Source organism: Labrenzia sp. PHM005 (assembly GCF_006517275.1).
GTDB lineage: Bacteria > Pseudomonadota > Alphaproteobacteria > Rhizobiales > Stappiaceae > Roseibium.
The window spans coordinates 2,601,708-2,627,348 of sequence record NZ_CP041191.1 but is presented as its reverse complement, the minus strand read 5'-3'; the positions used below and the strand labels follow the sequence as shown (position 1 = coordinate 2,627,348).

25 protein-coding genes are annotated in these 25,641 nt (G+C 55.0%); 14 read left to right on the top strand and 11 right to left on the bottom strand.

Annotated elements, in window-relative coordinates:
* The first annotated feature begins 73 nt into the window (after positions 1-73).
* The 4 genes from FJ695_RS11830 to FJ695_RS11815 all read left to right on the top strand — a co-directional run bounded on the left by FJ695_RS11830 (position 74) and on the right by FJ695_RS11815 (position 3,612).
* Positions 74-637: a chalcone isomerase family protein gene (locus tag FJ695_RS11830; protein ID WP_141185637.1), complete on the top strand. Its 564-nt coding sequence runs from the start codon at positions 74-76 to the stop codon at positions 635-637.
* A gap of 6 nt (positions 638-643) precedes the next feature.
* Positions 644-1,966 carry an MFS transporter gene (locus FJ695_RS11825; protein ID WP_141185636.1) on the top strand — a complete coding sequence of 441 codons (1,323 nt, stop codon included), beginning with the start codon at positions 644-646 and terminating at the stop codon, positions 1,964-1,966.
* Between the two features lie 44 nt (positions 1,967-2,010).
* Positions 2,011-2,355: a DUF6665 family protein gene (locus FJ695_RS11820; RefSeq protein WP_141185635.1), complete on the top strand. Its 345-nt coding sequence runs from the start codon at positions 2,011-2,013 to the stop codon at positions 2,353-2,355.
* A gap of 321 nt (positions 2,356-2,676) precedes the next feature.
* Positions 2,677-3,612, top strand: coding sequence for a DUF1402 family protein (locus tag FJ695_RS11815; protein ID WP_141188698.1), 936 nt, complete (start codon positions 2,677-2,679; stop codon positions 3,610-3,612).
* Positions 3,613-3,629: 17 nt separating this feature from the next.
* Here FJ695_RS11815 and FJ695_RS11810 read toward each other — a convergent pair whose 3' ends face one another.
* Complete coding sequence (locus tag FJ695_RS11810) at positions 3,630-4,250, bottom strand: MBL fold metallo-hydrolase (protein WP_141188697.1); 621 nt, start codon at positions 4,248-4,250, stop codon at positions 3,630-3,632.
* Between the two features lie 243 nt (positions 4,251-4,493).
* Between FJ695_RS11810 and FJ695_RS11805 the strand changes: the two genes are divergently transcribed.
* From FJ695_RS11805 to FJ695_RS11775, 7 genes are all read left to right on the top strand, one after another.
* Complete coding sequence (locus FJ695_RS11805) at positions 4,494-5,591, top strand: DUF1176 domain-containing protein (RefSeq protein WP_141185634.1); 1,098 nt, start codon at positions 4,494-4,496, stop codon at positions 5,589-5,591.
* 211 nt (positions 5,592-5,802) lie between these two features.
* Complete coding sequence (locus FJ695_RS28450) at positions 5,803-6,642, top strand: cold-shock protein (RefSeq protein WP_141185633.1); 840 nt, start codon at positions 5,803-5,805, stop codon at positions 6,640-6,642.
* Between the two features lie 140 nt (positions 6,643-6,782).
* Positions 6,783-7,310: a GNAT family N-acetyltransferase gene (locus tag FJ695_RS11795; protein WP_168206335.1), complete on the top strand. Its 528-nt coding sequence runs from the start codon at positions 6,783-6,785 to the stop codon at positions 7,308-7,310.
* Positions 7,307-8,155: a 23S rRNA (adenine(2030)-N(6))-methyltransferase RlmJ gene (locus FJ695_RS11790; RefSeq protein WP_141185632.1), complete on the top strand. Its 849-nt coding sequence runs from the start codon at positions 7,307-7,309 to the stop codon at positions 8,153-8,155. The genes FJ695_RS11795 and FJ695_RS11790 overlap by 4 nt, the downstream gene beginning before the upstream one ends.
* An 88-nt stretch (positions 8,156-8,243) precedes the next feature.
* Positions 8,244-8,690 (top strand): hypothetical protein, encoded by a 447-nt coding sequence (locus FJ695_RS11785; RefSeq protein ID WP_209011015.1) that lies wholly within the window; start codon positions 8,244-8,246, stop codon positions 8,688-8,690.
* A 22-nt stretch (positions 8,691-8,712) separates the two neighbouring features.
* Positions 8,713-9,369, top strand: a complete 657-nt coding sequence (locus FJ695_RS11780) for a ribonuclease T (RefSeq protein WP_141185631.1) — start codon at positions 8,713-8,715, stop codon at positions 9,367-9,369.
* A gap of 39 nt (positions 9,370-9,408) precedes the next feature.
* Positions 9,409-10,059, top strand: coding sequence for a glutathione S-transferase family protein (locus tag FJ695_RS11775; RefSeq protein WP_168206334.1), 651 nt, complete (start codon positions 9,409-9,411; stop codon positions 10,057-10,059).
* Positions 10,060-10,211: 152 nt separating this feature from the next.
* Here FJ695_RS11775 and FJ695_RS11770 read toward each other — a convergent pair whose 3' ends face one another.
* From FJ695_RS11770 to FJ695_RS11725, 10 genes are all read right to left on the bottom strand, one after another.
* Positions 10,212-10,892: a transporter substrate-binding domain-containing protein gene (locus FJ695_RS11770; RefSeq protein ID WP_168206333.1), complete on the bottom strand. Its 681-nt coding sequence runs from the start codon at positions 10,890-10,892 to the stop codon at positions 10,212-10,214.
* Positions 10,893-11,485: 593 nt separating this feature from the next.
* Positions 11,486-12,700 (bottom strand): multidrug effflux MFS transporter, encoded by a 1,215-nt coding sequence (locus FJ695_RS11765; RefSeq protein ID WP_371708991.1) that lies wholly within the window; start codon positions 12,698-12,700, stop codon positions 11,486-11,488.
* A 177-nt stretch (positions 12,701-12,877) separates the two neighbouring features.
* On the bottom strand, positions 12,878-13,345 hold the full coding sequence (locus tag FJ695_RS11760) for a molybdenum cofactor biosynthesis protein MoaE (RefSeq protein WP_141185629.1): 468 nt from the start codon (positions 13,343-13,345) through the stop codon (positions 12,878-12,880).
* A gap of 3 nt (positions 13,346-13,348) precedes the next feature.
* On the bottom strand, positions 13,349-13,600 hold the full coding sequence (gene moaD, locus FJ695_RS11755) for a molybdopterin converting factor subunit 1 (protein WP_141185628.1): 252 nt from the start codon (positions 13,598-13,600) through the stop codon (positions 13,349-13,351).
* A gap of 37 nt (positions 13,601-13,637) precedes the next feature.
* On the bottom strand, positions 13,638-14,219 hold the full coding sequence (gene pgsA, locus FJ695_RS11750; protein WP_141185627.1) for a CDP-diacylglycerol--glycerol-3-phosphate 3-phosphatidyltransferase: 582 nt from the start codon (positions 14,217-14,219) through the stop codon (positions 13,638-13,640).
* A 136-nt stretch (positions 14,220-14,355) separates the two neighbouring features.
* Positions 14,356-14,643 (bottom strand): HlyU family transcriptional regulator, encoded by a 288-nt coding sequence (locus tag FJ695_RS11745; RefSeq protein WP_141185626.1) that lies wholly within the window; start codon positions 14,641-14,643, stop codon positions 14,356-14,358.
* A gap of 90 nt (positions 14,644-14,733) precedes the next feature.
* The gene (locus FJ695_RS11740) at positions 14,734-15,321 is read right to left on the bottom strand and encodes a thymidine kinase (protein WP_141185625.1); all 588 of its coding nucleotides are present in this window, start codon (positions 15,319-15,321) and stop codon (positions 14,734-14,736) included.
* A gap of 114 nt (positions 15,322-15,435) precedes the next feature.
* Complete coding sequence (locus FJ695_RS11735) at positions 15,436-16,542, bottom strand: endonuclease/exonuclease/phosphatase family protein (protein WP_209011014.1); 1,107 nt, start codon at positions 16,540-16,542, stop codon at positions 15,436-15,438.
* A gap of 126 nt (positions 16,543-16,668) precedes the next feature.
* On the bottom strand, positions 16,669-18,645 hold the full coding sequence (gene uvrC, locus FJ695_RS11730; protein ID WP_141185624.1) for an excinuclease ABC subunit UvrC: 1,977 nt from the start codon (positions 18,643-18,645) through the stop codon (positions 16,669-16,671).
* A gap of 61 nt (positions 18,646-18,706) precedes the next feature.
* Positions 18,707-19,714 carry a calcium/sodium antiporter gene (locus FJ695_RS11725; RefSeq protein WP_141185623.1) on the bottom strand — a complete coding sequence of 336 codons (1,008 nt, stop codon included), beginning with the start codon at positions 19,712-19,714 and terminating at the stop codon, positions 18,707-18,709.
* A 320-nt stretch (positions 19,715-20,034) separates the two neighbouring features.
* Here FJ695_RS11725 and FJ695_RS11720 point away from each other — a divergent pair, with 320 nt between their 5' ends.
* From FJ695_RS11720 to FJ695_RS11710, 3 genes are all read left to right on the top strand, one after another.
* Entirely contained in the window at positions 20,035-20,709 is a 675-nt protein-coding gene (locus tag FJ695_RS11720) for an outer membrane protein (RefSeq protein ID WP_141185622.1), read from the top strand.
* Between the two features lie 179 nt (positions 20,710-20,888).
* Positions 20,889-22,379 carry an efflux RND transporter periplasmic adaptor subunit gene (locus tag FJ695_RS11715; RefSeq protein ID WP_141185621.1) on the top strand — a complete coding sequence of 497 codons (1,491 nt, stop codon included), beginning with the start codon at positions 20,889-20,891 and terminating at the stop codon, positions 22,377-22,379.
* A 46-nt stretch (positions 22,380-22,425) separates the two neighbouring features.
* Positions 22,426-25,605 (top strand): efflux RND transporter permease subunit, encoded by a 3,180-nt coding sequence (locus tag FJ695_RS11710; protein ID WP_141185620.1) that lies wholly within the window; start codon positions 22,426-22,428, stop codon positions 25,603-25,605.
* Positions 25,606-25,641: the final 36 nt, after the last annotated feature.

The following is a 25,641-nucleotide window of genomic DNA, read 5'->3' as shown; positions in this document are numbered from 1 at the left end:
GATTTGTGACAAGTTTCGGAAATCCGTCGATGGAGGCTCTGCGTAAGATCCTGCATAACGACAGGAGAGACTGATGCAGAACACTCGCCTTCCCGCTGTTAAAATCCGGCACCTGATTGTTTTTGCCGTCGTCCTGATCACCTTCGGATCGCCCATCAGCTTGAGCACGGCACGTGCAGACCTCGGATCGGCGGCCAGATCGGTTCCTTCAGCTAGCCTGGTAGGACAAGGTCGCCTAACTTTTTTGGGCATCAAGGTGTTTGATGCTGCACTTTACGCACCCGGGGGAACGTATTCACCGTCAAAACCGTTTGCCTTGAAGCTAACTTACCTTCGCAATTTCAAGGGCCAAGCGATTGCCAAACGATCGGCTGATGAGATGCGCAAACAAGGAGCTTCAAAAGCTCAACTGGCAAAATGGACCAAACAGATGGAAGCCATGTTCCCGAACGTTTCGTCAGGCCAATCCATCACTGGCGTCAGAACGGCTTCCGGCAGTACCGTGTTTTACTTTGGCAACCGGAAAATCGGCACGATCTCAGATAAGGCGTTCTCCAAACGCTTCTTCGCCATATGGTTGGGGAATCGCACTGGTAATCCTAGACTGCGTGCAAAGCTAGTTGGCGCCGGTTCCTGATCATTCATGCTTCAAGCAGCAACCGTCGATAACAATCGGTCCAGTAATCCGGCCCCTGCACCTCGGATCCAGTTGTTCAAGCTGTTCACATATGGTGCCCTTGCTTTTCCCTTGGCTTTCGCAGGGCTACCGATTTACCTGCACGCGCCCGATTTTTATGCGGTAACGCTCGCCCAACCAATTGGTACTTTGGGTTTCATTCTCCTATTGCTCCGGCTCGTGGACGCGTTTCAGGACCCTTTGATTGGCAGCCTAAGTGACCGGTTTTACAAGCAACGGCCTCAAATTCTAATAGCCGGTGTCGTGCTGCTGGGGACCGGGTTTTGGATGTTGTTTCATCCGTTGGCATCAAGACCCCTCACCTGGTTTGCCTTATCGGTTCTAATCTGTACCACGGGCTTTTCTATCGTAACCATCAATCTCCAGACTCTCGGCGGATTATGGAAGGTGTCGACAGCAGAACGGACCCGTATTACCGGCGCTCGGGAAGCGCTCGGCCTGCTGGGGCTGCTCGCGGCCGCGATAACTCCTGCGTTGCTGACACAATGGACCAATCCGGCCTTTGCGTTTCATATCCTTACTCTTGCTTATATCCCGCTGCTCGCAGGCGCTCTTTATCTGCTGTCCCTTTGGACAAAATCGGCCGAGCTCTCCCGGCCAGCAAAGTCATCGCAGCAAACACCTTGGCGCGGTCTGTTGAAAAACAGGTGGCGCGCTTGCTTTTACGCTTTGGTGTTATTGAACACTTTCGCCAGCGCCATTCCTGCCGTGCTCGTAATGTTTTTCATCAGAGACCGTCTGGGTGCAGAACCCTACACTGGGCTGTTTCTGCTGATCTATTTCCTGAGCGGAGCCGCTTCCATGCCGCTTTGGATAAAGGTAGCTGCAAAGTTCGGGAAAATCCGCGCCTGGCAAATCTCTCTCGGACTTGCGGTAATTACATTCATTTGGGCAGTCTTTCTCGGACGAGGGGATTTGTTGGCCTATGCCGCCGTTTGCGGCCTGTCCGGCTTAGCACTTGGCGCAGACTTGGCTCTGCCGCCGGCGCTATTGGCCGATCATATCGAAGCAGACGCCCGCCAGGCTGAAGCCTCACGGCTGTTTTCCCTGATGGCTTTGTTGTCGAAAGTAGCGTTGGCAGCCGCAACCGGCTTAGCCCTACCCATTTTGGGATCGTTTGGCTACGTCCCTGGAACCGAGCTCACACCTAAGCTGGAATGGGTGCTCAGCCTTACATATGCCGCTTTGCCTTGCCTATTGAAGTTGGCCACGCTTTTCGGATTGGTTTTGGCAGACAATACACTCTCCCAAAACAAGTCTGCGGTATAATGCAGCCATTGTGTGCCCCCGAAACGGAAAGCTGGAACAAGATTATGTCCATCCGCCCGCCACAAATCTATTACCGGCCAGACGCAGCCCAGGATCCGTTATCCGCCGCGTTACAGCATGAGATATTCAATGAAAAAGCCTCGACCCTCGGCCGGCTGCAAAAGAAATTGGAAATCGCACTCACTCAGTTGGAACACGCCAAGTCGCTAGACCCCAAGGATGAGGAGTTGATTGGCGAAAAACTGGCTGTGGCGCAGGAAGCACTATGGTTCGTCACCATTCAACGGGAACTATGCGGGCTCATCCGGCACAAACCCTATTATGATCATATGAACGTACCAAAGGACGTCCGCCTGCACATGGGGCCGAATGCCGGCAAACGATTATGATAGTTTTACCAAGGCCCACATTTCAACGAAGGGTCATGCCTATGTGATTTATATCACTTCCTTGTTGATGGACGGCCTGTAAGACGTTGTGGCAGTTGCATCTCGCTGGCAAGAATGCTCTTTTCGCACGCATATAATAAAATCAATATATCCCAATAACGCTGCGTTAGATATACATTCTGTCGGTATCAAGTTTCACTGGGCGCAGGTCCGGTCCACGATAATAACCATGAGAATTGGCCCCGAGCGATTACCATGAAACGAAATTCTGTCGTCCATAGGTTTTCTGTTCGCATAATTGTGGCCGCAATACTCATTGGTATGGTTGCTCTGTCCTCTCCGGGCCTTGGCTTCCTGGTCAACAAAGCCTACGCACAATCTGTTCGCGTGGTTCCGGAAGGAAACCGTTACCGCTCTCAGCCCAAAATTCCTTATGCCTCCGCGCGAAGAACATCTGCATCCAAATCGTCTTACGATGCCAAGTTCAATAAGGTTCTAGGTGTCCTCAAACGGGATCGCCGTTTGATGTCCTCCATCAAACGTGTTGCCAAGCGCTATAAGATTGACCCAATTCACATCATTGGCTCGATCGTCGGCGAACACACCTATAACTACGATACGCTCGACAGCGCGCAATCCTACTATGTGAAGGCACTCGCATATGCCGGCATCCGGTTCGAGTTCGAGCTTGATGGCGAACAAGTGGAGGACTTTGTCAAACGGCCGCAATTCGACCGCTGCCGCAAAGACCACGTTCAAAAGAGCAGCGACCGGCGCTGGTCTTGTTACGAGCAAGTCTGGAACAGCCGCTTCCGCGGCAAACGTGTTGACGGCACGAAATACCCTTCCAAGAATTTCAACGAAGCCTTTTTTCAACCGCTCTATTCCGGCCAGAGTTTCGGCCTCGGTCAGCTCAGCCCGCTGACGGTGCTTAAAATGACCGACCGTGTGGCGCGGCAAAGCAACTTCCGCAAGCTCAAGTCCACGAACCCGGAAGCCGTCTACAAGGCAACGATGGATCCAAACCAGTCCCTGCACTACATGGCCGCGATCATCCGCGACGCGATCGATGCCTATAAGTCAGTTGGAAAGGTAGATATCTCTAAAAATCCAGGCCTGACGGCAACGCTTTACAATCTCGGCGATCCCTGGAGCCGCGCAGCGAAATTCCGCCGGAGCGGCAAATCCTGGCCTCGAGAGAACTATTATGGCTGGCTGGTCAATGATCGGATTGAGGACCTCAACGCACTTCTTTGAGGTCCTCTCTGGGGTATTTAAGTCAGAAACGGATTGGTCTGACGTTCCTGACCAAAAGAGGATGCAGGTCCGTGCCCAGGCAGGAAGGAAATGTCATCCCCCAGCGGCAGAAGTTTTTCCGTGATCGACCGGATCAAGGTCGCATGATCGCCACCTGGAAGATCGGTCCGGCCGATTGAGCCGGCAAAGAGCACATCGCCGGAAATCGCCAACCGGAGCTCCTTGTCGATAAAGACCAAGTGCCCAGGTGAGTGGCCAGGGCAATGAAGAACTTCGAAACTCCGACCCGCCATATCCAGAACGTCCCCTTCCTGCATCCACTTGTCAGGAGTGACTGGCTTGGCTTCACCCATGCCAAATTGAGCAGCTTGATCGGCGACCCGGTCGATCAGCGGCTGATCGGCTTCATGAGGTCCTTCAACAGGAACCGACAGGCGTTCGGCAAGATCGGCAGCCCCGCCAATATGATCAATGTGACCGTGCGTCAGAACAATCTTCTCGACTTTGACGGATTTGTCTTCAATCGCCTGCATGATCATATCAACATCACCGCCGGGATCCACCACAGCGCCTTCCAGCGTGGCTGGATTCCAGATCACGGAGCAATTCTGCTGGAACCCGGTGACAGGAATAATCATAATCTGGATTGGCGGCAGGTCTTCTGTCTGCGTGCTGTTGCCAGCCCCCTCACCCGAATTCGGCTTGTCCTGCGCCACAGCATTCTCCTTGTTGGACAGATTGAAAGAACCTTGTAACAAATACGGGACAAATCTCCAGCACCGTATGTTTCTGCATTCCGGCGGCTTCACCTTGCCCTCTCCATTTCGTACAAGATGAGAGGTCCTTGTAGGATCTGCCCAGAAAATCAGGTTCGGAACCGAATGACATCTCGACTGTTCAGCGCTGTAGTGGGAGCCTTCCTGGTTTTAGGAAGCGGAGCCGAAGTAGGGGCCCAGCCTGGTCGAACTGCTCCGGTCTTTGACACTTGGTCGGTTGACTGTGCCAGCACAGGCGTGTGTTTTTCTTCTTCCTTGACCCGAAACCAGTCCGTCTGGGTGGATCTGAGGATCGTCCGGGACTGGCAAGCCGATGCTTTGCCGCTCCTGCGGCTGACCACAAATACCGTTCTCCCTCAGACAGGAACTCTACGTTTCGATGTAGACGGCCAAACCATTGAATCTTTGCCAATCGAACAGCTGCGGGAAATTCAGCCAACTGTCTCATCTCCAGCCGGTTTCCGCCCGCTTGGCGGCGAGGGATTTTGGTATCCGACAGGTGCTGTCACGCTAGCCCTTCTAGAGGCGCTGCAGACCGGCACCGAGCTGACGATACACATGCCAGATGAAACCGGTGTAGATACTTTGTCCGTTACTGTCCCGCTACAGGGATTGAAGTCTGGTCTCTTGTGGCTAGACAACCGCCAAAACCGCACCGGTACAGTTTCCGCGATCGTTTCTCCAGGAACAGATCCTGCCGTCAACGCGCCACACGCTCTGCCGCTTATGGCACCCGAGGAACTGCCAGCCGAGGTTTCCGCTATCTGGCACGCCAACCGGCTGTGCTCGACAATTGATCCAACCATTTTCGCCAGTTTGAATGCAGTCCGTGTCCCGCTGGACGATGGCGCATCGCTTTATATCATTCCTTGCGGTGCTCCTTCGGCCTACAACAGCCCCTATGTTGCAATTTATGCTGGTAAAGATGGCGCTGCCCGCCAAGTGCATGTAGCCAGAATGTCGGAAAACGGTCCAATAGCGACCGATTTGATTTACAACGCCCTTTGGATTCCGGCTGATTTGCAGCTGATTAGCTACTTCAAAGGCTCCGGAGTGGGTGAATGTGGTCTTTGGAACCGATGGGTCTGGAATGGCACCGGCCTGGTGTTACTTGAGGAAGCCTCCCGCAAAACGTGTGACGGCACTGAGCCAGACTTGTCCAATTGGTCAAACACCTGGCCCTTAAAAAGCACGCCTAAATAGCGATTCGCTCCAGGATTTTCTTGCGATTTTCACAAACGCGCCCTTATGATGTTTCCGCAGCGGCTGGATAGGGGTGCGGCAGACCTGTTTCAACCCGATCCCGTAGTTTGGTGAGTGCACATGAGTGCGCTCGCCTGTATTGGCTCGACTGAGAAGGCGGGTGAGACTTGGTGTTAGTGCTGGATGGCACGGAAATTAAGGTGATTAAGTAATGCACGATGGGGATTCGGACCGGCGGTCGCGTGGTCGGCGCGGCGGCAAACGTGAGTTTGGCGGTCCGCAAGACTTCGGCAGTGACTTTGGCGGAAGCGATTTTGGTGGTGACTACGGCGGCGGCCGTGATGGCGGCTACCGGGGCGGACGCGACAATGACTTTGGTGGCGGCCAAGGCCGCGACGACAGGGATGGTGGCCGTGGCGGCTACGGCAATCGTGGCGGTGGCGGCCGCGGCGGTTATGGCGGCGGCGGCCGTGAAGGTGGTTATGGCGGCGGTGGCCGCGAGGGCGGCGGCTACGGCGGTGGCGGTCGTGAAGGCGGTGGATACGGCGGCGGCGGCCGTGGCGGCTACGGCGGCGGTGGCCGCGAAGGTGGTGGCGGCTATGGCGGCGGCGGTGGCGGTCGCGGCGGTTATGGCGGCGGCGGTCGTGAAGGCGGCTATGGCGGCGGCGGACGCGGTGGTTATGGCGGCGGAGACCGCGGACAAGGCGGCTATGGAAATCGTGAAGGCGGAGACCGCCCGCGCCGGGACTTTCCGCCTGTTGAACGTGGTCCACGCCAGTCTGGCGTCGTAAAATTCTTCAAGTCCGACAAAGGCTTCGGCTTCATCACACCAGATGAAGGCGAAACGGATGTGTTCGTGCATATTTCTGCAGTGGAGCGCTCCGGCCTTGCATCTCTGGACAGCGGGCAGCGGATCTCCTTTGAGACCGAACCGGACCGCCGGGGTAAAGGCCCGAAAGCGGTCAATCTGCAGATGATTGAAGAAGGCAGCGACGGTGACGGCGGAGACGCCCCAATTCCTGGAAGCGGCGAGCAGCCGGACTACGAATAAGCCGGGCGTTTTGCTCAGTTAGTAGAACCGTGACAACGGGCGTACTTATGTGCGCCCGTTTTTGATTTGTATCTTAACTGCTTTTCTTGCGCACCACGGCACCTTATAACCCACCTAATTTTGTCTTTTATGAGCATCTAATGACTTCGTCATCTCAGCCGACTGCGGCCATCCGACCGTTCCAACCCGGTGACCTGAACCATCTGCTTCCGCTAAACACTGCGGCTGTTCCTGCGGTGAATGAACTAACTGCAGAGGAGATGCTGGATCTCATCAATCAGGCGCTCATCTGTCTAGTTGCCGAGGTTGATGGGACACCAGCAGGTTTTCTTCTGTGCATCGGAGATGGCACGGATTATTCCAGCCTCAATTACAAGTGGCTCAGCGAAAAGGTTTCAAATTTTGCCTATACGGATCGGATCTGCGTTGATGAATCCAGGCGCGGTTTGAAGATTGGCGAAAAGCTCTATCGCGCTTTATTCGAGCATTTCGAAGACACCGGGCGCAGTTTTGTATGTGAGGTCAACTCCCGGCCGCCCAATCCCGGCTCACTCCGGTTCCATCAACGCCTTGGTTTTGAAGAAATTGGCACCGCAGATCATGGAGAAAAAGCGGTCGTCTTCCTTAGAAAGCCCCCCGCGACTGCCAATGCAGGTGCGGCTGAATGAATTACCGCCACGCATATCATGCCGGAAACATTGGCGACGTTCTCAAGCATGCAGTCCTGGCGCGGCTGATCACCTATCTCCAGCGCAAGGACAAAGCCTTCCGTGTTCTTGATACGCACGCCGGGATTGGTTGCTACGATCTTACGTCGGAAGAAACCCAAAAGACCGGCGAATGGCAACAAGGCATCGGTAAGGTTCTGGCAGCCGAAATCCCAGCTGACGTCGCAGATCTTCTTGCCCCTTGGTTAGATGTCATCAGAAAAGAAAACCCGGACGGCGATTTGCGGATCTATCCCGGCTCCCCGCTACTCTCCCGGCGGCTTTTGCGCAAACAAGACCGGCTGACCCTGACTGAACTGCATCCAGCCGACTTCAAGACCTTGTCCAATTTGTTTGCTGGAGACCATCACGTCAAAACCATCCATTTGGATGGATGGCTCGCTCTGGGCAGCTTCTTGCCACCAAAAGAAAAACGCGGTCTGGTTCTGATCGATCCGGCTTTTGAGAAAACCAGCGAATTTGCCGATATGACCGAGGCGGTCATCAAGGGCTGGCGCAAATGGCCAACGGGCACTTTTGCGCTTTGGTACCCGATGAAAGAGGCCAGTGCCATTTCACGAATGCATAGAGAATTCGCAGATGCCGGTTTGCGTGACATCCTGGCCTTGGAATTAAATGCTGGGAAAAGCGGTCCTGACACCCGCATGTTAGGCTCTGGAATGACCATAATTAACCCGCCGTTTACCCTAATGGGAGAAATGAAAGGAGTGCTTCCATGGCTCTGTGACGTGGTCCATCAGGGCCCCGGAGCGGACTGGAGCGTAAAGCAAATCGTCGGTGAATAACCAAATGAGCCGATTTTGTTCGATCCTACCTTGACCTTGCCTGGGGCCTCCCCCATCGTCAGGGCGAGATACTACCGGAGGTTATGCCGTGACGTTTTTCCGCATCGCTCAAACCGCCCTAGCAGCACTGGCCTTTTCTGGGATCATGACGGTGGCTGCTTCTGCCGGGGAACACCGTGTTTATTTCTCAACAAGCGGGTCCACTCAGTTGCCAGGCTGTAGTGCAACGTCGGTCCAGAACGCAGTTCAGAAAACCGTCACCCGGGCCATTCCGTCTTATTACGGTGGTGTTCGGATTCTCGACCTTTATAAAATTCGCGACACCACTTTTAGAACCAATGTCGTTAGTCCGGTCGCCCGCCGGTATTGCAGCGGCACCGCCAAACTGTCCGACGGCAGCCGCGTCCGGGTAAAATACCTACTGGAAGCGCATGCGGGCCTGTTTGGTCTTGGCTGGAATGTAGAAACCTGCCTGACCGGCCGTGACAAATGGTATGTCTATGGTGGTTCCTGCCGCTCATTGACAGCTCAATAATTCAAATTCGGAAAAATGCGTTATGCGTCTGGCGAAACATCTGCGGCGGCTGACTGCAGTCCTGCTCACTGCTCTGTTTGCGCCAGCCGCTTCTGCCGACACACCAGGCGATTTTGATTTTTACGTCCTGGCGCTTTCCTGGTCCCCTGCTTACTGCAAACAAGCTGGTTCAGACGCCAATCCGCATCAGTGCAAGTCGGCAAACCCCTTCCGCTTTATTGTTCATGGGCTTTGGCCGCAATATGAACGCGGCTACCCCGAGAGCTGTGATGCCACACGCCGGCGGATCGATCGGCAAATCGCATTCGATATGGACGACATCATGCCAAGCCATGGCTTGATCTTCCATCAGTGGCGCAAACACGGCACCTGTTCCGGCTTGGAACCTGAAGACTATTTTGACCTCACCCGTCAGGCCTATCAGAAAGTTTCCATCCCCAAAGCGTTCCGGACGTTGAGCAAACGGGGGCAAGCGGCACCGCAAGCCATCGAGAACGCTTTCAAAAGCGTCAATCCCGGTCTCTCCAATGATGCAATTTCTATCGTCTGTGACCGCGGTGAGCTGGAAGAAATCCGGATTTGCATGACAAAGGACCTTGAGTTCCGGTCTTGCCAGTCTGTCGACCGGAGCGGATGCCGGTCCGGCAAGCTGACCGTCTCACCGCCCGCCGCCCGATAGAATTTCCCGCCTATTTCAAAACCTGTCAGGAGTTTGAGAATGATGAAACTGCGATCTTCGCCACCCTCCCCCTTTGGCCGTAAGATCAAGCTTGCCATGGCCATTCTCGGTCTGAAGGACAAGATTGAAATCGTGGAAGCCAACACGGCGGACCCGTCTGACGAACTCAGAAGCCAGAACCCGCTTGGTAAGATCCCAGCCTTGGTCCTGGAAAACGGCGAAGTGATCTACGACAGCTCCGTGATCCTTGAATACCTCGACTTTCTTGCCGGTGGCGGAAAACTCTTTCCCGAAGGAGAAAGCCGGTATCTGGTGCTGCGCGATCAATCGCTTGCAAACGGCCTGATGGATGCAGCAATCCTGCGGGTCTATGAAAAACGCTTCAAGGAACCGAAGTACCGTGACCCGGCCTGGGATGCCTATCAAGCGGCCAAGATGGACCGGGCTTTGGCGCATTTCGAAGCCAATGTTCCAACACATCCGGCGTCCGCAGACGACATCAACGCCGGAACGCTGACACTTGCGTGCGCCCTCGGTTATCTGGATATCCGCTACAACGGCGACTGGCGCTCAGGTCACCCAAAACTTGTGGCCTGGCTGGACGCCTTTGAAGCCGTGATCCCGGCTTTTACCGATACCAAACTTCCTCCCGCTCCGGTTCCGGAAAATGATCCGGCACCACTGCGGTAGTTATAAAGAAGCCGGGCCAATGCCCGGCTTTTTCATTTGTGTCACGAAAGCATGGACCAGAATAATCGTTTGTGGTCACAGGCTGACGTGAGCCCCTCACCTTGCAAGAAATAATGGTGCGGCCTTTTAGAACACGCAGCATCCGATCGGCTCTACCTGATATCCGGCTCATGACTATGGATGCTAGTCGGAAACAACACACCGAACTGTTGTTTCAACTTCTGGACTCGTTCCTGGTTTTCCAACAGCCAGACGTCAAAATCCTTTATCAACTCCGGTTTTCCAACCGAACTGAGATGATAAAAATCGCGCGTATGTTTCAGGCCCGGGTCAAACTGCAGCATATTTGACTGCCCGACCTGTGAGAGCTGATACTGAACAACCGATACATTCGCGTAGGCGGCATCTATCCGGCCAAGAAGTGTCTGACTGATCAAACTGCTTAAAGTATTCACTTCGGACAGTTCTACATCGCCGGCGTCTATGTCATCGAGCCAGGCCCAAGGGGTGAAGCCGCGCAAGGTGCCAAGTTTCTTGACCGCCACCGGGCCTTTACCGATGAGGTCCGGTTTGACGGACAAGCCATCAATGTATTCAACGACTTTCTCGGAATAGAAAACATCCTTGGCGGCCTTTACATCCTGCCCCCAATACCGGTTGTCTGGATATTTCAGGTCGATCTCACCGTTGACGAGCGAGAGCATCAGGCGCTTGATTGGAAAGGGTTTGAAAAACAATTGGTGCCCGCGGTCTTCTGCCCAGGCATCCAACAGCGCTCGTCCAAAACCGCGGTATTCCCCATCATCAAATGTATAGTGCGGATAGTAGCTCAAGTCCTCCACACCAACCAAAATCTCATCTGCCGTCGCTAATGCCGGAACAAATGAACTTAATAACGAAGCGACATATCCTGCTAACTTTTTAGCATTCTTGAAATTTCGCATACTGAGCTCGCCTCAGGTAAACCCCTCTCATTGAGGCTGAGAATATAAAACAAACACCTAAGGAAGAATATGTCTTGAAGTAAAAACCCGTCCACACACAGAGCAACAAACAATCAGGAATACATACAGAAGCTGACACAACCTCTGAAATTACCCAACCTGCAAATATAGCACTGGCATATTTGAGTAATTTTCTTCCATCATTTCAATATTCAACTTCACGAGCGTGGCAACCTCTTCGATTACTGCCCGGTATTTTGAATTCTCATGATGTTAAATACGGAAACAAAAACGGCATTGAATAGTCGGAGATTAGCAAAGGGCCGCCGGTCAGCGAAGTTCACAACAACATTTTGGCAAAAGTTCTTGTCTTCTCACTCGCCATGACAAAACGCTACGCACCGTGCGCGCTTGTCATAGGACGAATGGTCAGCTCGCCGCTAGCCTGAGATAGTATCTGGACGAATTTGCGGTCGGATCCGTTATTCGGCGCGCTCCAGTGCGTGGAACATGCTGCCTCTTTCGGCAAACAGGATGCAGGCGATTGCAGCAACCCCATAAAAGCCAAACGCCAGACCAAGGGGCAAGGTCGATCCGTCGAACATCTGCCCCATCAGATATCCAAGGATCGCGCCCCCGAGCGTACTGACAAAGCCAATGACCGACGAAGCAGTGCCGGCAATGTCACCAAGAGGCTCCATGGCCATGGTGTTGAAGTTTGCCCCAAGAAAACCAAATGTCGTCATGACTAGGGTGGTCAAAATCAGGAAGAGCCAAAGGTTCTCAAATCCGGCCGCAGCAACCGCGGCGATCGAAAATCCCAGAGCGGTAAATGCCAACGCAGCCGCATGCGACAGGCGCCGCATACCGATCGCCTCGACCAGTCGCGCATTCATGAAGGACGAACCGGCCATGGCAATGGCAATTGCGGCAAACACCAGCGGGAAATAGGCGCCGAGCCCAAACACGTCGACGAATATCTGCTGAGACATGGCCAAGAAGGCAAACAAGCCGCCGAAAATGAACGCGAGGCCGATGGTGTAGCCGAACGTGACCTGGGTCGTCAGCGCTTTCCAATAGGCCCCGGCGATGTTTGACACCACCATCGGCTGGCGGTGTTCCGGCGCTAGCGTTTCAGGCAGACGCAGACCGGTCCAGGCCAGCATGCCGACACCAGCCGCAAGCAGCATCGTGAAGATCCAGTGCCAGCCGGCAACAAACAAGATCGCCTGTCCGATGGACGGCGCCACAATCGGCACAGCCATAAACACCATCATCACAAGAGACATCACCTTCGCCATCCGCCGGCCGGTAAAACAATCGCGGACAATGGAAAGGGCTGTCACTCGCGCGGCAGCGCAGCCCACCCCTTGCAGAACCCGGGCAGCGAGAAACTGGGTCAGGTCATTGGTTAAGATCGCCGCGACACTGGCAAGGCTGTAAAGGGCAAGTCCGCCGATCAAAACCTTGCGCCGGCCCAAGGTGTCTGCAATCGGGCCGAAGAACAGCTGCCCACCGCCAAAGCCGACGAGATAAAGCAGCAAGACCATTTGCCGGTTGTTTTCTTCCTGAATTTTGAGCGCCTCGCCTATGGCAGGCAGCGCCGGGAGCATAACATCGATAGCCAGGGCATTCAGCGCCATCAATAGCGCAATGATGGTCACAAATTCGGCAAACGGGATTCCTGGGTCGCGCAGAACCTCGGCTTTGCCCCTTCCGGCTGCCGGTGCAGTGCCGGAGGCGGCAGGGGAGTATTCAGTCGCAGTATCGCTGTGTTTCACAAGTTGGTCCGTTCAAGCGCGATGAGATCTCCCGGAAAGAGAGCCGGAAGAGGTGAAGTGTTGCACCGATCTACCATATAGGCTGAAAGGCCGTTAGGATTCTATCCACCTGCCTGCGTCGGCATCGTCGTCTGCCTTTGCAGCAACCCAGCTTTCCGATTGCCCGGACAAGAAGTGTTCTTTTTTCCAGAACGGTGCCCGGGTCTTCAAGAAATCCATCAAGAAGTCTGCAGCTTCAAAAGCGGCCCGCCGGTGAGCAGACGCGGCAACGACGAGTACAATTTGCTCACCTGGCCGGATTTTTCCATACCGGTGAACTACGGTAAGCCCCGTCAGAGGCCACCGTTTCAAGGCCTCATCGGCAATGCGGCCGAGTTCCGCCTCTGCCATCCCTGGATAATGCTCAAGCTCCAAAGCGGCCAATGTGCCGGCTTCATCCCGGCAAAGTCCGGTAAAGCTGACGAGAGCGCCAACATCTTTGCGCTCCTTTGCTAGCCGGTCCGCTTCTACCTGAGCCTCAAAATCCCCGGTTTGAACCCGGACGGTTGCCTCAACGGACATCGCCTATCCCCCCGTCATAGGCGGGAAAAAGGCCGCTTCCTTGGCGTTCCCAATCTCGGCGTCCGCTTCCACATGCATCTGATCAAGGGCAACGCGGATGGCATCCCCATCTTCAAAGGCAAACGCATGCCGGTCATCCAAAGATTTCAGATGGCCGATCAGATCCGCTACAGTCACAACTTCAGCCGGAACGTCAATCGCTTCTTCCTCAAGGCCGACACGCTCACGTACCCAAGCAAAATACCGAATATTCATAAACACCTCGACCGTTGTCCGGTTTTGAATGGCCTGATTACGGGGCTTGTTCCGTAATCAAATGCCCAATACCGGCCCGGAAATAATCATAGCCCGTATATAGGGTCAGAGTGGCTGCCACCCAAAGCGCGATCAGACCCGTTAAAGACGTATACGGAAAGATCGTATCACCCGCAGGTCCGGCCAGCAGAAAACCGATGGCTATCATCTGAAGTGTTGTTTTCCATTTGGCCAGTTGGGTCACCGGAACACTAACCTGCAGTTCGGCCAGGAATTCCCGCAAACCAGACACCAGGATTTCGCGGCACAAGATAATGATTGCGGCCACCAGAGACCATCCGCCAATGGTGCCATCTGCCGCCAGCATCAACAGGACGACGGAAACCAGAAGCTTGTCGGCAATCGGGTCGAGCATCCGGCCAAGTGCAGATTGCTGTTGCCAGGCCCGTGCGAGATATCCGTCGAAGAAATCAGTGATGGCAGCAAGAATGAACAGGCCAAGCGCGATCCACCTCGGTGTTGTGCCTTCAAAATAAAAGCAAACAGCCACGGCAGGGACTGCCAAGATCCGCCCATATGTCAAAAGATTTGGCAGGCTGAAGGCGACGCTGTTTTTCATTTGGCTTTCTAACACCGGTCTGTTTCAGGCTATTCGGGGAAGGTGATGGGTTCTTTGGCCGGACATTCAGGCTCTAAATGCTACCGGCAGGCTGGTCCAAAAATTCGGAGCCTTTCAATCTGTCCGGCCTTGCCCTTCACTTGAATATGGTATCGCCCTGTTGATCGATCATCAATTTGGCTTTGCGGATCATCTCGTTGGCCGCTTCGCTCTCGCCCGGCAGAGTATCTGCCCGGATGAAGACATGGCTTTTCAGGTCTTCTCCGACCTGTTTCTCGATCCGGCCGCGAACTTGCCACTGACCGCCGGATTGCTGCGGTTCCGCGATGATTGTGTAGCTGTCATAGTCAACTGAGACACTGCTACCGGTCTTTTGACCGCCTTCAGACGTCCCAAACAATGACTTCAACACTTTGCCGAACATGTGGCCATCCTTCTCAAGAAGTTCCTGCCGTTCTTTTAGGCCGGTCCAGCCAGCGCTTCAAGCCGTCCGTTTGCACGCGGCTGTTATCCGCTAATCCTGACCGCCAAGATTTTTCTCGGACCAATGGCGCCGACACAAAGAAATGTAGGTCTCATTGCCGCCAATCACGACCTGATCACCCTCATCAACAATATTGCCATCAACATCCAGCCGGGCCACCATCGTTGCTTTTCGTCCACACCAGCAAACCGCCTTGATCTCCTTCAGGTTATCGGAAATCGCAAGCAGCGCCGAACTGCCCGGGAACAGTTTTCCCTGAAAGTCTGTGCGCAGCCCAAAACACATCACCGGAATACGCAATTCATCGGCAACCCGCGCCAGTTGCCACACCTGTTCCTCCGTCAGAAACTGCGCTTCATCGACCAAAACCGCGTGAATTTCCCGGTTTTTTCTATCAGCCACCACATGATCAAAAAGGTCATCGGCTGCGGAAAACACATCCGCATCCGCTGCCAATCCGATGCGCGAAGCAATCCTTCCCTTGCCTGCGCGGTCATCAAATGCCGCAATCAGGAGCAGCGTGTTCATTCCACGCTCCTCGTAATTATAGGAGGCTTGCAGCAGGACTGTCGATTTGCCCGCGTTCATCGAGGAGTAATTGAAGTAGAGTTTGGCCATTAGGCTTTCCGCAGGAATCGGTCAAAAGTCCGCTGCAGTTTTTCCAATCCTGAGCGCAAGCTCAATTGTTTTCTGACCCAGCCCACAGAGGAATGCAGACGTGTCATCCGCGCCTCAGTTTTTTGCCACCTCAGCAAGCTGCAACGTAACAATCAATGGCCTGTGGTCCGACCCGATATGTGGGCCAAGTGCCACATCTTCGATGCCGACATCGTCTGAAACCGCGACCTGGTCAACGGGAGCACCGATAATCCAGCGCAGCCGGTAGTCATAGAAATACCGCGTTGGCTGCGGGATGCCATTCGGATAAGCGGTTTTGAGATCGTTTTGGGTCAATGACCCTTGGAAACGGGCCGACCAAGGAGCGCTGTTCCAATCCCCAATCGCAACAATCGGTGCGGGGTTTTCCTGGCGCAATTGCGCGATTGCTTCGTCCATTATGTCCAGATAGGAGCGTTTGTTTTGCCAGCGTGGCTGGGTCCGGGGGCTATCCGGATGAACGGCGACAAGGTTGACCTTCTGTCCCCCGACAAGCAAAGATAGCGATAAAATTTCCCGGTCGGCATCGTGATAAACATTGGCACCTGGCATCGAGACACCGGGAATCACGATTGACGCCGTGTCCTCGATCGGAAATCTGGAGAATACCACCAGTCCGCCCAGCTGGCCGACATGATAGTTGGCCGGATAAATCCCATTATCCGTACCGCCGATGGGCAGGCCACGCCGCTGCCACTGCCACTTCTGCAAGTTCCAGATCGTCTCTTGAAAGACAATCACATCGGCATCGACCTCTTCCAGGTAGGCTTCAAGGATCGGATCACCGAGGAACAGCGCCTCCAGATTGATCGAAGCGATTTTGAGCGTATGGACTTCGTCCGATGGCTGCACAAAATCAATTGTGTTTTCAACGGTTCGAAAGCCGGTCAGAACCGCAAGCGACACTATTGCGATCGCGGCAACGGCAACGGTCAGGCGATAGAGCGCCTGAAACCGATGAGCCAATAAGAGGCCAATCGCTCCGAGCAACACCCCACCAAACCCTGCATAGAGGAATTGCCAAAGGAAGAAGCTCATGTTGTCGGAGAGCCAATAATCAGGTGCCAGAAATGATGACAGGCCAAGCGCGCTGGCACAGATAGCCCCAAGCGCTGCACACCATGCCGCAAGCCCTAACAACTTGCGGAACATCCGGGAAATGTCATTGGGGGATCTTGGCAAAAGTTTTCCTTAGACGTTCAAAGGCAACTAGAGCAGATTTGAATCCATCAAGTGACCCCGTATTGTTCAAAAGTGCTCTAAGCCGCAGCACCCGCTCTTTTATTGCGTCTGCGCAGAAAAACAAACTCACTCGTGGAAATGATCATAAACCAGGCGGGCGATGGCTTCGGAAATGCCCGGAACGGCCGCAAGATCTTCCACCCCCGCTTTTGACACGGCTTTGGCCGTGCCGAAGTGTGACAGCAGTGCCTTCTTGCGGGTTGGGCCGATACCGGCAATCTCATCCAACGGGTTCTTGGCTATGTCTTTCTTCCGGCGCGCCCGATGCGAACCAATGGCAAATCGGTGCGCTTCATCGCGGAGACGCTGGACAAAATAGAGCACTGGATCGCGTTCGGGCAGCATGAAGGATTGCCGGCCTGGAATGAAGAATTTCTCACGGCCCGCATCCCGGTCGGGCCCTTTGGCGATACCCACTAGAGGTACGTCCGTAATGCCAAGCTCTTCTAGCGTTTCCCGGGCGGCCGTCAGCTGCCCCTGACCGCCATCGATCAGCACCAGATCCGGCCAGGCGGGGATGTCAGTTTCGACGGGCATATCAGCCTCATCAGTGTCCGCACCAGCTTCAGCGCCCACCACATCATCCGCCATGCTTTCGGGCCGTGCATGTTCTTTTAAGAGCCTGGAGAAGCGTCGGGAGAGAACTTCTCGCATCATTCCGTAGTCGTCGCCCGGCACCAGATCTTCCGATTTGATGTTGAACTTCCGGTACTGAGCTTTGGCAAAGCCTTCAGCGCCCGCGACAATCATGCCGCCAACGGCATTTGTGCCCATGATGTGCGAGTTGTCGTAGACCTCGATGCGCCGAGGTTGGTTGTCCAGATCGAAAGCTTCCGCAACGCCTTTGAGCAACCGTGCCTGGCTCGAGGTTTCGGCCAAGCGCCGGCCCAGCGCCTCCCGCGCATTGGTCAGCGCATGCGCGACGAGCTCTTTCTTCTCCCCACGCTTGGGAACAGAGACGTCGACCTTGCGGCCCATGCGCTCGGTGAGCGCTTCGGCCAGGAGGTCCTGTTCACTCAGCGGATTGGACAGGAGGATCTGTTTGGGGGCTGGTTTGTCGTCATAAAACTGCGCCAGGAAGCTTTCCAGAATATCCGCCTCGTCCCAGGATTTGTCGGCTTTGGGAAAATAGGCCCGGTTGCCCCAGTTCTGTCCTGTCCGGAAGAAAAACACCTGTACGCAGGATTGTCCGCCTTCCTGGTGAATGGCAAAGACATCGGCCTCTTCCACGGTCTGCGGATTGATCCCCTGGTGAGCCTGCACATGGGAAAGCGCGGCCAAGCGGTCGCGGTAGATCGCAGCCCGCTCAAATTCCAAGTCGGCGGACGCTGTTTCCATCTGCTCCGCCAACTGTTCCTTGATCAACTGGCTGCGGCCGGACAGAAACGCCTTGGCTTCCGACACAAGGCCCGCATAGTCCTCAGCCGCTATTTCACCGGTACAAGGTCCGGCGCAACGCTTGATCTGGTACTGCAGGCATGGCCTGGACCGGTTCTCGTAATAACTGTCGGAACAGGTCCGGATCAAAAAGGCCTTTTGCAGAGCGTTGATGGTGCGATCAACCGCGCCAGCTGAGGCAAAGGGTCCAAAATACTCGCCCTTCCGCTTTCTGGCACCACGGTGCTTGATGATCGCAGGCGCTTCATGATCGCCTGTCACCAGAATGTAGGGGAACGATTTGTCGTCCCGCAGCAGAACATTGAAGCGCGGCCGCAGCCGCTTGATCAGATTTGCTTCCAGAAGCAGGGCTTCGGGCTCGGTCTTTGTGACCACGAACTCCATAGCGGTCGTTGCCAGGATCATCCGCATAATCCGGTTGGATTGTCCCTGCAGCCGTGTGTAGCTGGTCACCCGTTTCTTGAGACTGCGGGCCTTTCCGACATAAAGAACGTCGCCATTTTCATCGAGCATCCGGTAAACACCCGGCCCATTTGGCAGGCGTTTGACCTCTCGGGCAATGACTTCGACACCTTTCAGCGCCGGGCTTTCGTCATTACTGGATGCGTCGTCCTTGAGATTATCGGTTTCGGACACGTCGTCCATGCCTGCCTTTCAAGCCGGATCCGCTAATCGCAGAAATGATAAGAAGCTAGGTTCATGCCCCTCAGCCAGCATAGCCCAGCATGTAAACACTGGCGATGTAAAGCGCATAGGCAGCTGTCATCACAAAGCCAGAGATTTTGCCAAGGCAGATCTTGAATCCGGCCAGCGCGGTCAAAAGAACGGCACATGCCAGCATCACCCAGACATCGAGTTTCAACACCTCTTGCGGCACATCAATCGGAACAACCACGGCCGTGATACCGATAATCGCCAGCAGATTGAAGATGTTCGAGCCGATCACATTGCCAATCGCAACGCCGCCATGCTGGCGGATGGCGGCCATCACCGTCGTTGCAAGCTCCGGCAAGGACGTGCCAAGCGCAATCACCGTCAAGCCGATCACCGCTTCGCTCACGCCCCAGGCGGTTGCGATCGTGGTAGCACCTGTGATGGTGAAATGCGCTCCAAGAGGCAATCCGACAAGCCCGAGGACAATATAGATGATAGCGATCCAGACAGAATCGGGAACGTCATCGACATCCTCCAACTCGTCTTCGTCGAAACTATCGGTGGCAACATCAGCTCCAGCTGCATTGGCTGCTGCCTTCAGATCCCTGCGATGACGCCGGGCCGCAATCGTCGACCCGGCAAGGAAAACAGCAAGAAGAGCCAGAAGCAGAAGTCCAGCCCAGAGGCCAATGGGCGAATAGAAACAAAGGGCGATGAACACCAGCGTGACCGCCACCATGAAAACGGCAGTTCGCGTTGCGCCCTGTTCACCGCAAGGTGTGGCGGCGATCAATGCCGGCATGCCGAGAACAAGAAGCACATTGGCAATGTTGGACCCGACAACGTTACCGATGGCGATGCCACCAGCATCTTTTAAGGCAGCTTTTAGCGAAATCACCAGTTCAGGCGCCGACGTGCCGAACGCCACAATCGTCAAGCCAATCACCAGATTTGGAATGCCAAGCCGCTGGGCGATCCCAACAGCCCCCCTGACCAACACATCGCCGGCGATAATCAGCACAACCAATCCGCCTGCCAGGCTTATGTAGTCAAACAGCATTCTGAGTTCCGGTTCGGGTCTGAGTTGTCAAAAAAGCGCGGCAATTCAAACGGCGCGTTTTCGGTTGGGCGCGTTATACGCAATAGATTGGTGCGGGGGAAGCTGCGAACAAGGATCTTCAATCCCTAATTTCGCATATTGCTGAATACTTAATTTCCCATTCACCCTGACAGAAATTTGCCGCCATTTGTCACCAAAACTCCACATTGTCTGACCTGATCCGCCACAAACGGTCCCCATATCAATGAGCGGGGGAAGTGTGGACGCGGCATCAAGCCCGTCTGGAACGAACGAATTAGTGTGGATTTGGAGTAATTTCAATGAACCGTCTTGCACTTGCAGGTCTTGCCCTCACAGCCAGCGCGGCAGGCACATTGCCCGCCTTGGCAGCCGACCTGCCGCAGGCTCCGGCCCCGGCGCCCGCCTATGACGCGGCACCGGCAGGACAACATTCGATTGACTGGACCGGTCTTTATGTCGGTGGTCAGCTTGGTTGGGCGTTCGGCAACTTCGACAATACCACCGGCGGTCTGAGCAACGACTTCAGCACCAATGGTGTCGGTGGTGGTGTTTATGCCGGATACAATTTCCAGGTCACGCCGAACATCGTCGTTGGTCTGGAAACGGACTTCAACCTGACAGATCTTGAGAAAAGCGGCACGGTTGGCGGCCTTTCGCTGAAATCCAGCTCTGACTGGAACGCAAATTTCCGCGGCCGTCTCGGATATGCCTTTGACCGTTACCTGATCTACGGTGCCGGTGGTCTGGCCCTTGCCGATCTCGAAGCCTCCGCGAATGGTTTTAAAGACAGCAAAACAGCGCTCGGCTGGACCCTGGGGGCTGGCGCCGAAGCTGCGGTTACCAACAATATTGTTGCCCGCTTCGATTACACCTACCAGGATTTCGGTGACCAGAACTTCAACCTCGGTGGAACGGGGGTCAACTCCGACTTCAACAACCACCAGGTTCGCGCAGGTATCGCGTATAAATTCTAAGAAACCCTGCCCTTACGGCAACAGAACCCGGCATCATTGGTGCCGGGTTTTTTGTTACACCTGGTTACAAGCTTTTCAGGTTCTCGCCTTAAAGACATGGTAAAACAGGCACAAAGCATTACATGTTGACCGAGGTCTCCTGACAGGCCAGCAAGTCCAAGCGATGGTGGGAGAGGTGAATGCGATTTTTGGTGCGCGGCCTGATCGGCTTGGCATTGATCGCAGTTATGGTCGGATTCGGAGGCTTTGGTGCCTACCGTTTATATGAATCCGTGACAACGGAAGAACCTGCCCGGTCCCGCCCAGCCCGTGAACGCAGTTACGCTGTCAATGTTGCCAAGTTAATCCCTCAAACTGTGACCCCGATAACGACCGCTTACGGTACAATCGAAAGCTGGCGAACCTTGCAGTTGCGAGCAAGTTCGGAAGGCCGTCTTGTGGAAGTTGCCACCAAATTCCGGGACGGCGCGGCGGTCGCTGAAGGTGAACTGCTCCTACGCATCGATCCGGCCAATGCCGAATTCCAGTATCTTGATGCAGAAGCGGCACTGGCCGATGCAGAAGCTCAGAAGACGGAAGCAGAAGAAGCTATTGTCGGAGCGGAACAGGAACTGGAAGCGGCCCGGCGTCAACTCAATTTGCGCAAACAAGCGCTCGAGCGGCAACTCCAGCTCAGGGATAAGGGCTATTCGACCGCAGTACAGGTGGAAACCGAAGAGCTTGCGGTTGCGTCTTTAGAACAGGCTCTGAGCAACCGGCTTCAGTCGGTCATCACAGCGCGCAAGAAAGTCGAACGTATGGATCTCAGTGTCCAGCGCGCTCAGCTGGCCATGGAAGATGCTCTACGAGTTCTGGAAGAAACCACCCTCACCGCGCCGTTCGCGGGATATTTGTCTGACGTCGATGCGAATCTTGGCCGGCGGGTCAGTCCCTCCGAAACACTCGCACTTCTGATAGACCCTGCAGCCCTTGAAGTCCGTTTTCCGCTTTCGACCGGCGAGTTCTCGCGCCTGCTTGATGAAAGCGGTACTTTGATCAAAGCGCCCGTCACCATCACGTTGGAACTCGGCGCCCGGTCCGTGACACTTCCTGCGCATATCGACCGCGCTGCTGCCGTTGTCGCAGAAGGCGAAGCAGGCCGAACTCTGTTTGCAAGTCTCGACATTGGCCCTGGGACAGTTTTGCGGCCGGGCGATTTTGTCAAAGTCGAGGTTCAGGAGCCCGAACTGACCGGTGTCGCGGTGGTGCCAGCCGCGGCAATCACCGAGGACGGCCGTTTGATGCTCGTTGATGAAAACAGCCGGCTGCAAGAAATTACCGCCAAAGTGCTGCGCCGGATGAGCGATGAAGTCGTGCTGACAAATGTGCCCTTCAATGCAACGTATGTGCGTGAACGCCTGCCTCAACTTGGTCCTGGTCTAAAAGTCACACCCCGCCAGAAAGATTTGAAACAAGATACTGATCCTGCTCTGTCGCAATCGGGAGAAGCCACACCTCCCGGTGACCTGGTCGCCCTAGAGCCGGAACGGCGGGAAGCGCTGATCCAGCAACTCGCCGACAGCAACATGCCCGAACATCGCAAAGCAAAACTTCTTGCCTTGTTGAATAAGCCGATGGTTCCCAAAGACTTGATCGAGCGCCTGGAACAGCGCCGGGAGCGCCGGGGATGACACGCATGATATCGGCCGCCCGAAAACCTTGGCGGAGTAACTGATCATGCGCTCCCCGGGAGGTCCGCGTTTCGCATCGTTTCTGGACTACATGGTTCAGCACCGCACGGCAGCCAATCTCCTGCTACTGTTGATGCTGCTATTCGGAATAGCCGCAGGAACTCAAATCCGGACCCAGTTCTTTCCTGATTTTGTGCGTGAAGATGTCGATATCGACATTTCCTGGTCAGGGGCCGGCCCTGAGGATATGGACCAAGCGGTTGTTGAAATTCTGGGCCCGCAGTTGCTGTCGATCAATGGCGTCGATGAGGCGACCTCCGTTGCCCGTGAGGGCCGGGCCAGCATCGAACTGAAGTTCGAAGACGGCTGGGACATGGGCCAGGCGACGGACGACGTCAAAGCCGCCGTGGACCAGGCCCGGTCCAGTCTTCCAGATGGAATAGACGAACCCGTCATCACCCGGGGTGTTTATCGCGACCGAGTGACCGATGTTGTCATCTACGGTCCTGTAGACATCGACCAGCTCGCCCGGTTCGCCGAAGACTTGCAAACACAGTTGTTCCGCGAAGGCGTGACCCGCGTAAGCCTGCGCGGCTTAGAAAACCCAATCATCCGCGTGAATGTGGGCGAAGCCATGCTGATCCAGCATGGCCTGACCATCAATGGCATCGCAGATGTTGTGGCGGCCGAAATGGAGACTACTCCCGCTGGCGATGTCAGCGGTGGCAGTGCGCGCCTCAGAACGGGGCAAAACCGCCGCAGTGAGCAGGAACTCGGTGAAATCGTCCTCAAGGCTCCGGCACAGGGCGAGAAACTGCACCTTCGAAACGTGGCTGATATCCAAACTGAAGGTGTCGAAAGTGGCCGGGCCTATTTCCATAAGGGCATGCCGGCCGTCGTCTTGCGGGTCGACCGAAGCGCACAGGGTGATACGATTTCCATCCAAAGGGAAGTGGAGCGGATTACGGCGGAGTATCAAGAATCCCTTCCAGAAGGCGTCGTAGTTCAGCTGACACGAACCCGCTCGCAAAACATCATCGACCGGTTGAGCATCCTGATCGAAAACGGATTGTTCGGATTGGGGCTGGTACTGGCTTTCTTGTTTCTGTTTCTCTCCTCAAGAACAGCCTTTTGGGTTGCCGCAGGTATTCCGGTCGCCATGACGGCCACCATTGGGTTGATGTATTTCTTTGGACTGACCCTCAATATGGTGTCGGTCTTTGCCCTGATCATCTGCCTCGGCATCGTCGTTGATGACGCCATTGTTGTCGGGGAGCATGCAGATTTCTTGCACCGGAGGGGGTATTCGCCCGCGGAAGCTGCCAGTCTCGCCGCCCGGCGAATGACAGCGCCCGTGTTCAGCGCATCCATCACCACATTGATCGCATTCGCGGGCCTGGTTGCCATCGGCGGACGGTTTGGCACCCTCATAGCGGACATTCCGTTCACGGTGTCCGTTGTCTTGATCGCCAGTCTGGTCGAATCTTTTTTAATTCTACCGGCTCATATGCGCCATTCCCTTGCCGCCAGCAAGAAGCAGCATTGGTATGACTGGCCGAACCGCATGTTTAATCGCGCCTTTGTCTGGTACCGCGAGAACATATTCCGGCGCGTTATGTCCTGGGTCATCACCGCACGCTATCCCACTCTCGGTTTTGCGGTGATGATATTGGCTCTATCGCTGTCGCTGTTTTTTGATGGTTCGGTTCGCTGGCGGTTTTTTAATGCTCCGGAACGGACTGTGATTTCGGCAAGTTTTGCCATGGTGCCAGGGGCAGACCGGGCCAACACCAAGGACATGGTCAAGGAATTGGAACGAGCGCTTTATACCGCCGGGCAGCGGTATGAAGACGAATACGGCTCCAATCCGATAAAATTCGCACTGACGGTTGTCGGCGGCACTGCTGGCCGTGGTCTGGCTGGTGCAGACACCAAAGATGCGGATCTGCTCGGTGGTATTTCGATCGAATTGATCGATCCAGATCTGCGCCCCTATTCGGCCTATGGATTTATTCGGGATTGGCGCAAGGAAATTAACCGCCCGCCACTTTTGGAAATTCTGTCTGTGCGCGGAGACCATTCCGGTCCCGGTGGAGATGCAATAGATATCCGGCTGTACGGCGCCTCTACAGAAACATTGAAGGCTGCGGCTGAAAGCCTGAAGCTTGCATTGTCATCTTTGGATGGGGTGAGCGGTCTGGAAGATACCCTCGCCTACGACAAACCTGAATTGAACCTTACTCTCACTCCGCGCGGTGAAGCACTCGGTTTTAACACCGACGATGTTGCCCGGATCCTGCGCAACCGGTTGGAAGGTGTCGAAGTTGCCGAGTTCCCAGTCGGCCGCCGGACTGCGACCGTAAAAATCTTGATGCCGGATGACGAAGTCGATTCTGCGTTTCTCTACACCACACGTATCCGAACAAATGCAGGCGCCTATGTGCCACTGAACGAAATCGTCGAAGTGTCCAGCAGTTACGGCTTTGCTTCGGTTCGGCGCACCGACGGATTGAAAACCCTCCAGGTGACCGGAGACATCTCCGAAGACGACCCGGAAGCCGCCAGCTTGGTCATGAAACGCCTGACTGAAGAGTTCTTGCCGCAGCTGGCAGCGGAATTTGATGTTGAAAGCGAAGTCCGAGGTCTAGCCGAACAGGAAAGCAGCTTCCTCACCGACGCCATGTTTGGTTTTGCTCTCTGTCTTGCCGGAATCTATCTGACACTTGCCTGGATTTTTGAATCCTGGACCCGGCCACTGACCATCATGCTAATTATCCCCTTTGGCGCGATTGGTATGTTGTGGGGGCATTACCTGCATGGCATTCCCTTATCGATGTTCTCCGTGGTCGGTTTCATTGGCATGTCCGGAATCATCATCAACGACAGCATCGTTCTGGTTACGACGATTGACGACTACGCCAAGAGCCAGCCGTTCAAGAAAGCCCTAATCAATGGTGTCAGCGACAGGCTGCGTCCGGTGATTCTGACCAGCGCCACAACCGTCTTCGGGCTCGCGCCGTTACTGTTTGAAACCAGCCGTCAAGCGCAGTTTTTGCTGCCCACGGTCATCACCCTGTCCTATGGGCTGGCGGTTGGTTTGTTTCTGGTGATTTCGATAACCCCTGCCCTGCTTGCGATCCAGCATGATGCCGGCATGGCGGTCAGCAGTGGTCGGCGCCTTGCCAAGATCCGCGGCCGCAAGCCGCTCACCGGCAACCGCACATAAAAAAGGCGGCCCGAGGCCGCCTTTCAAGTTCAGGAA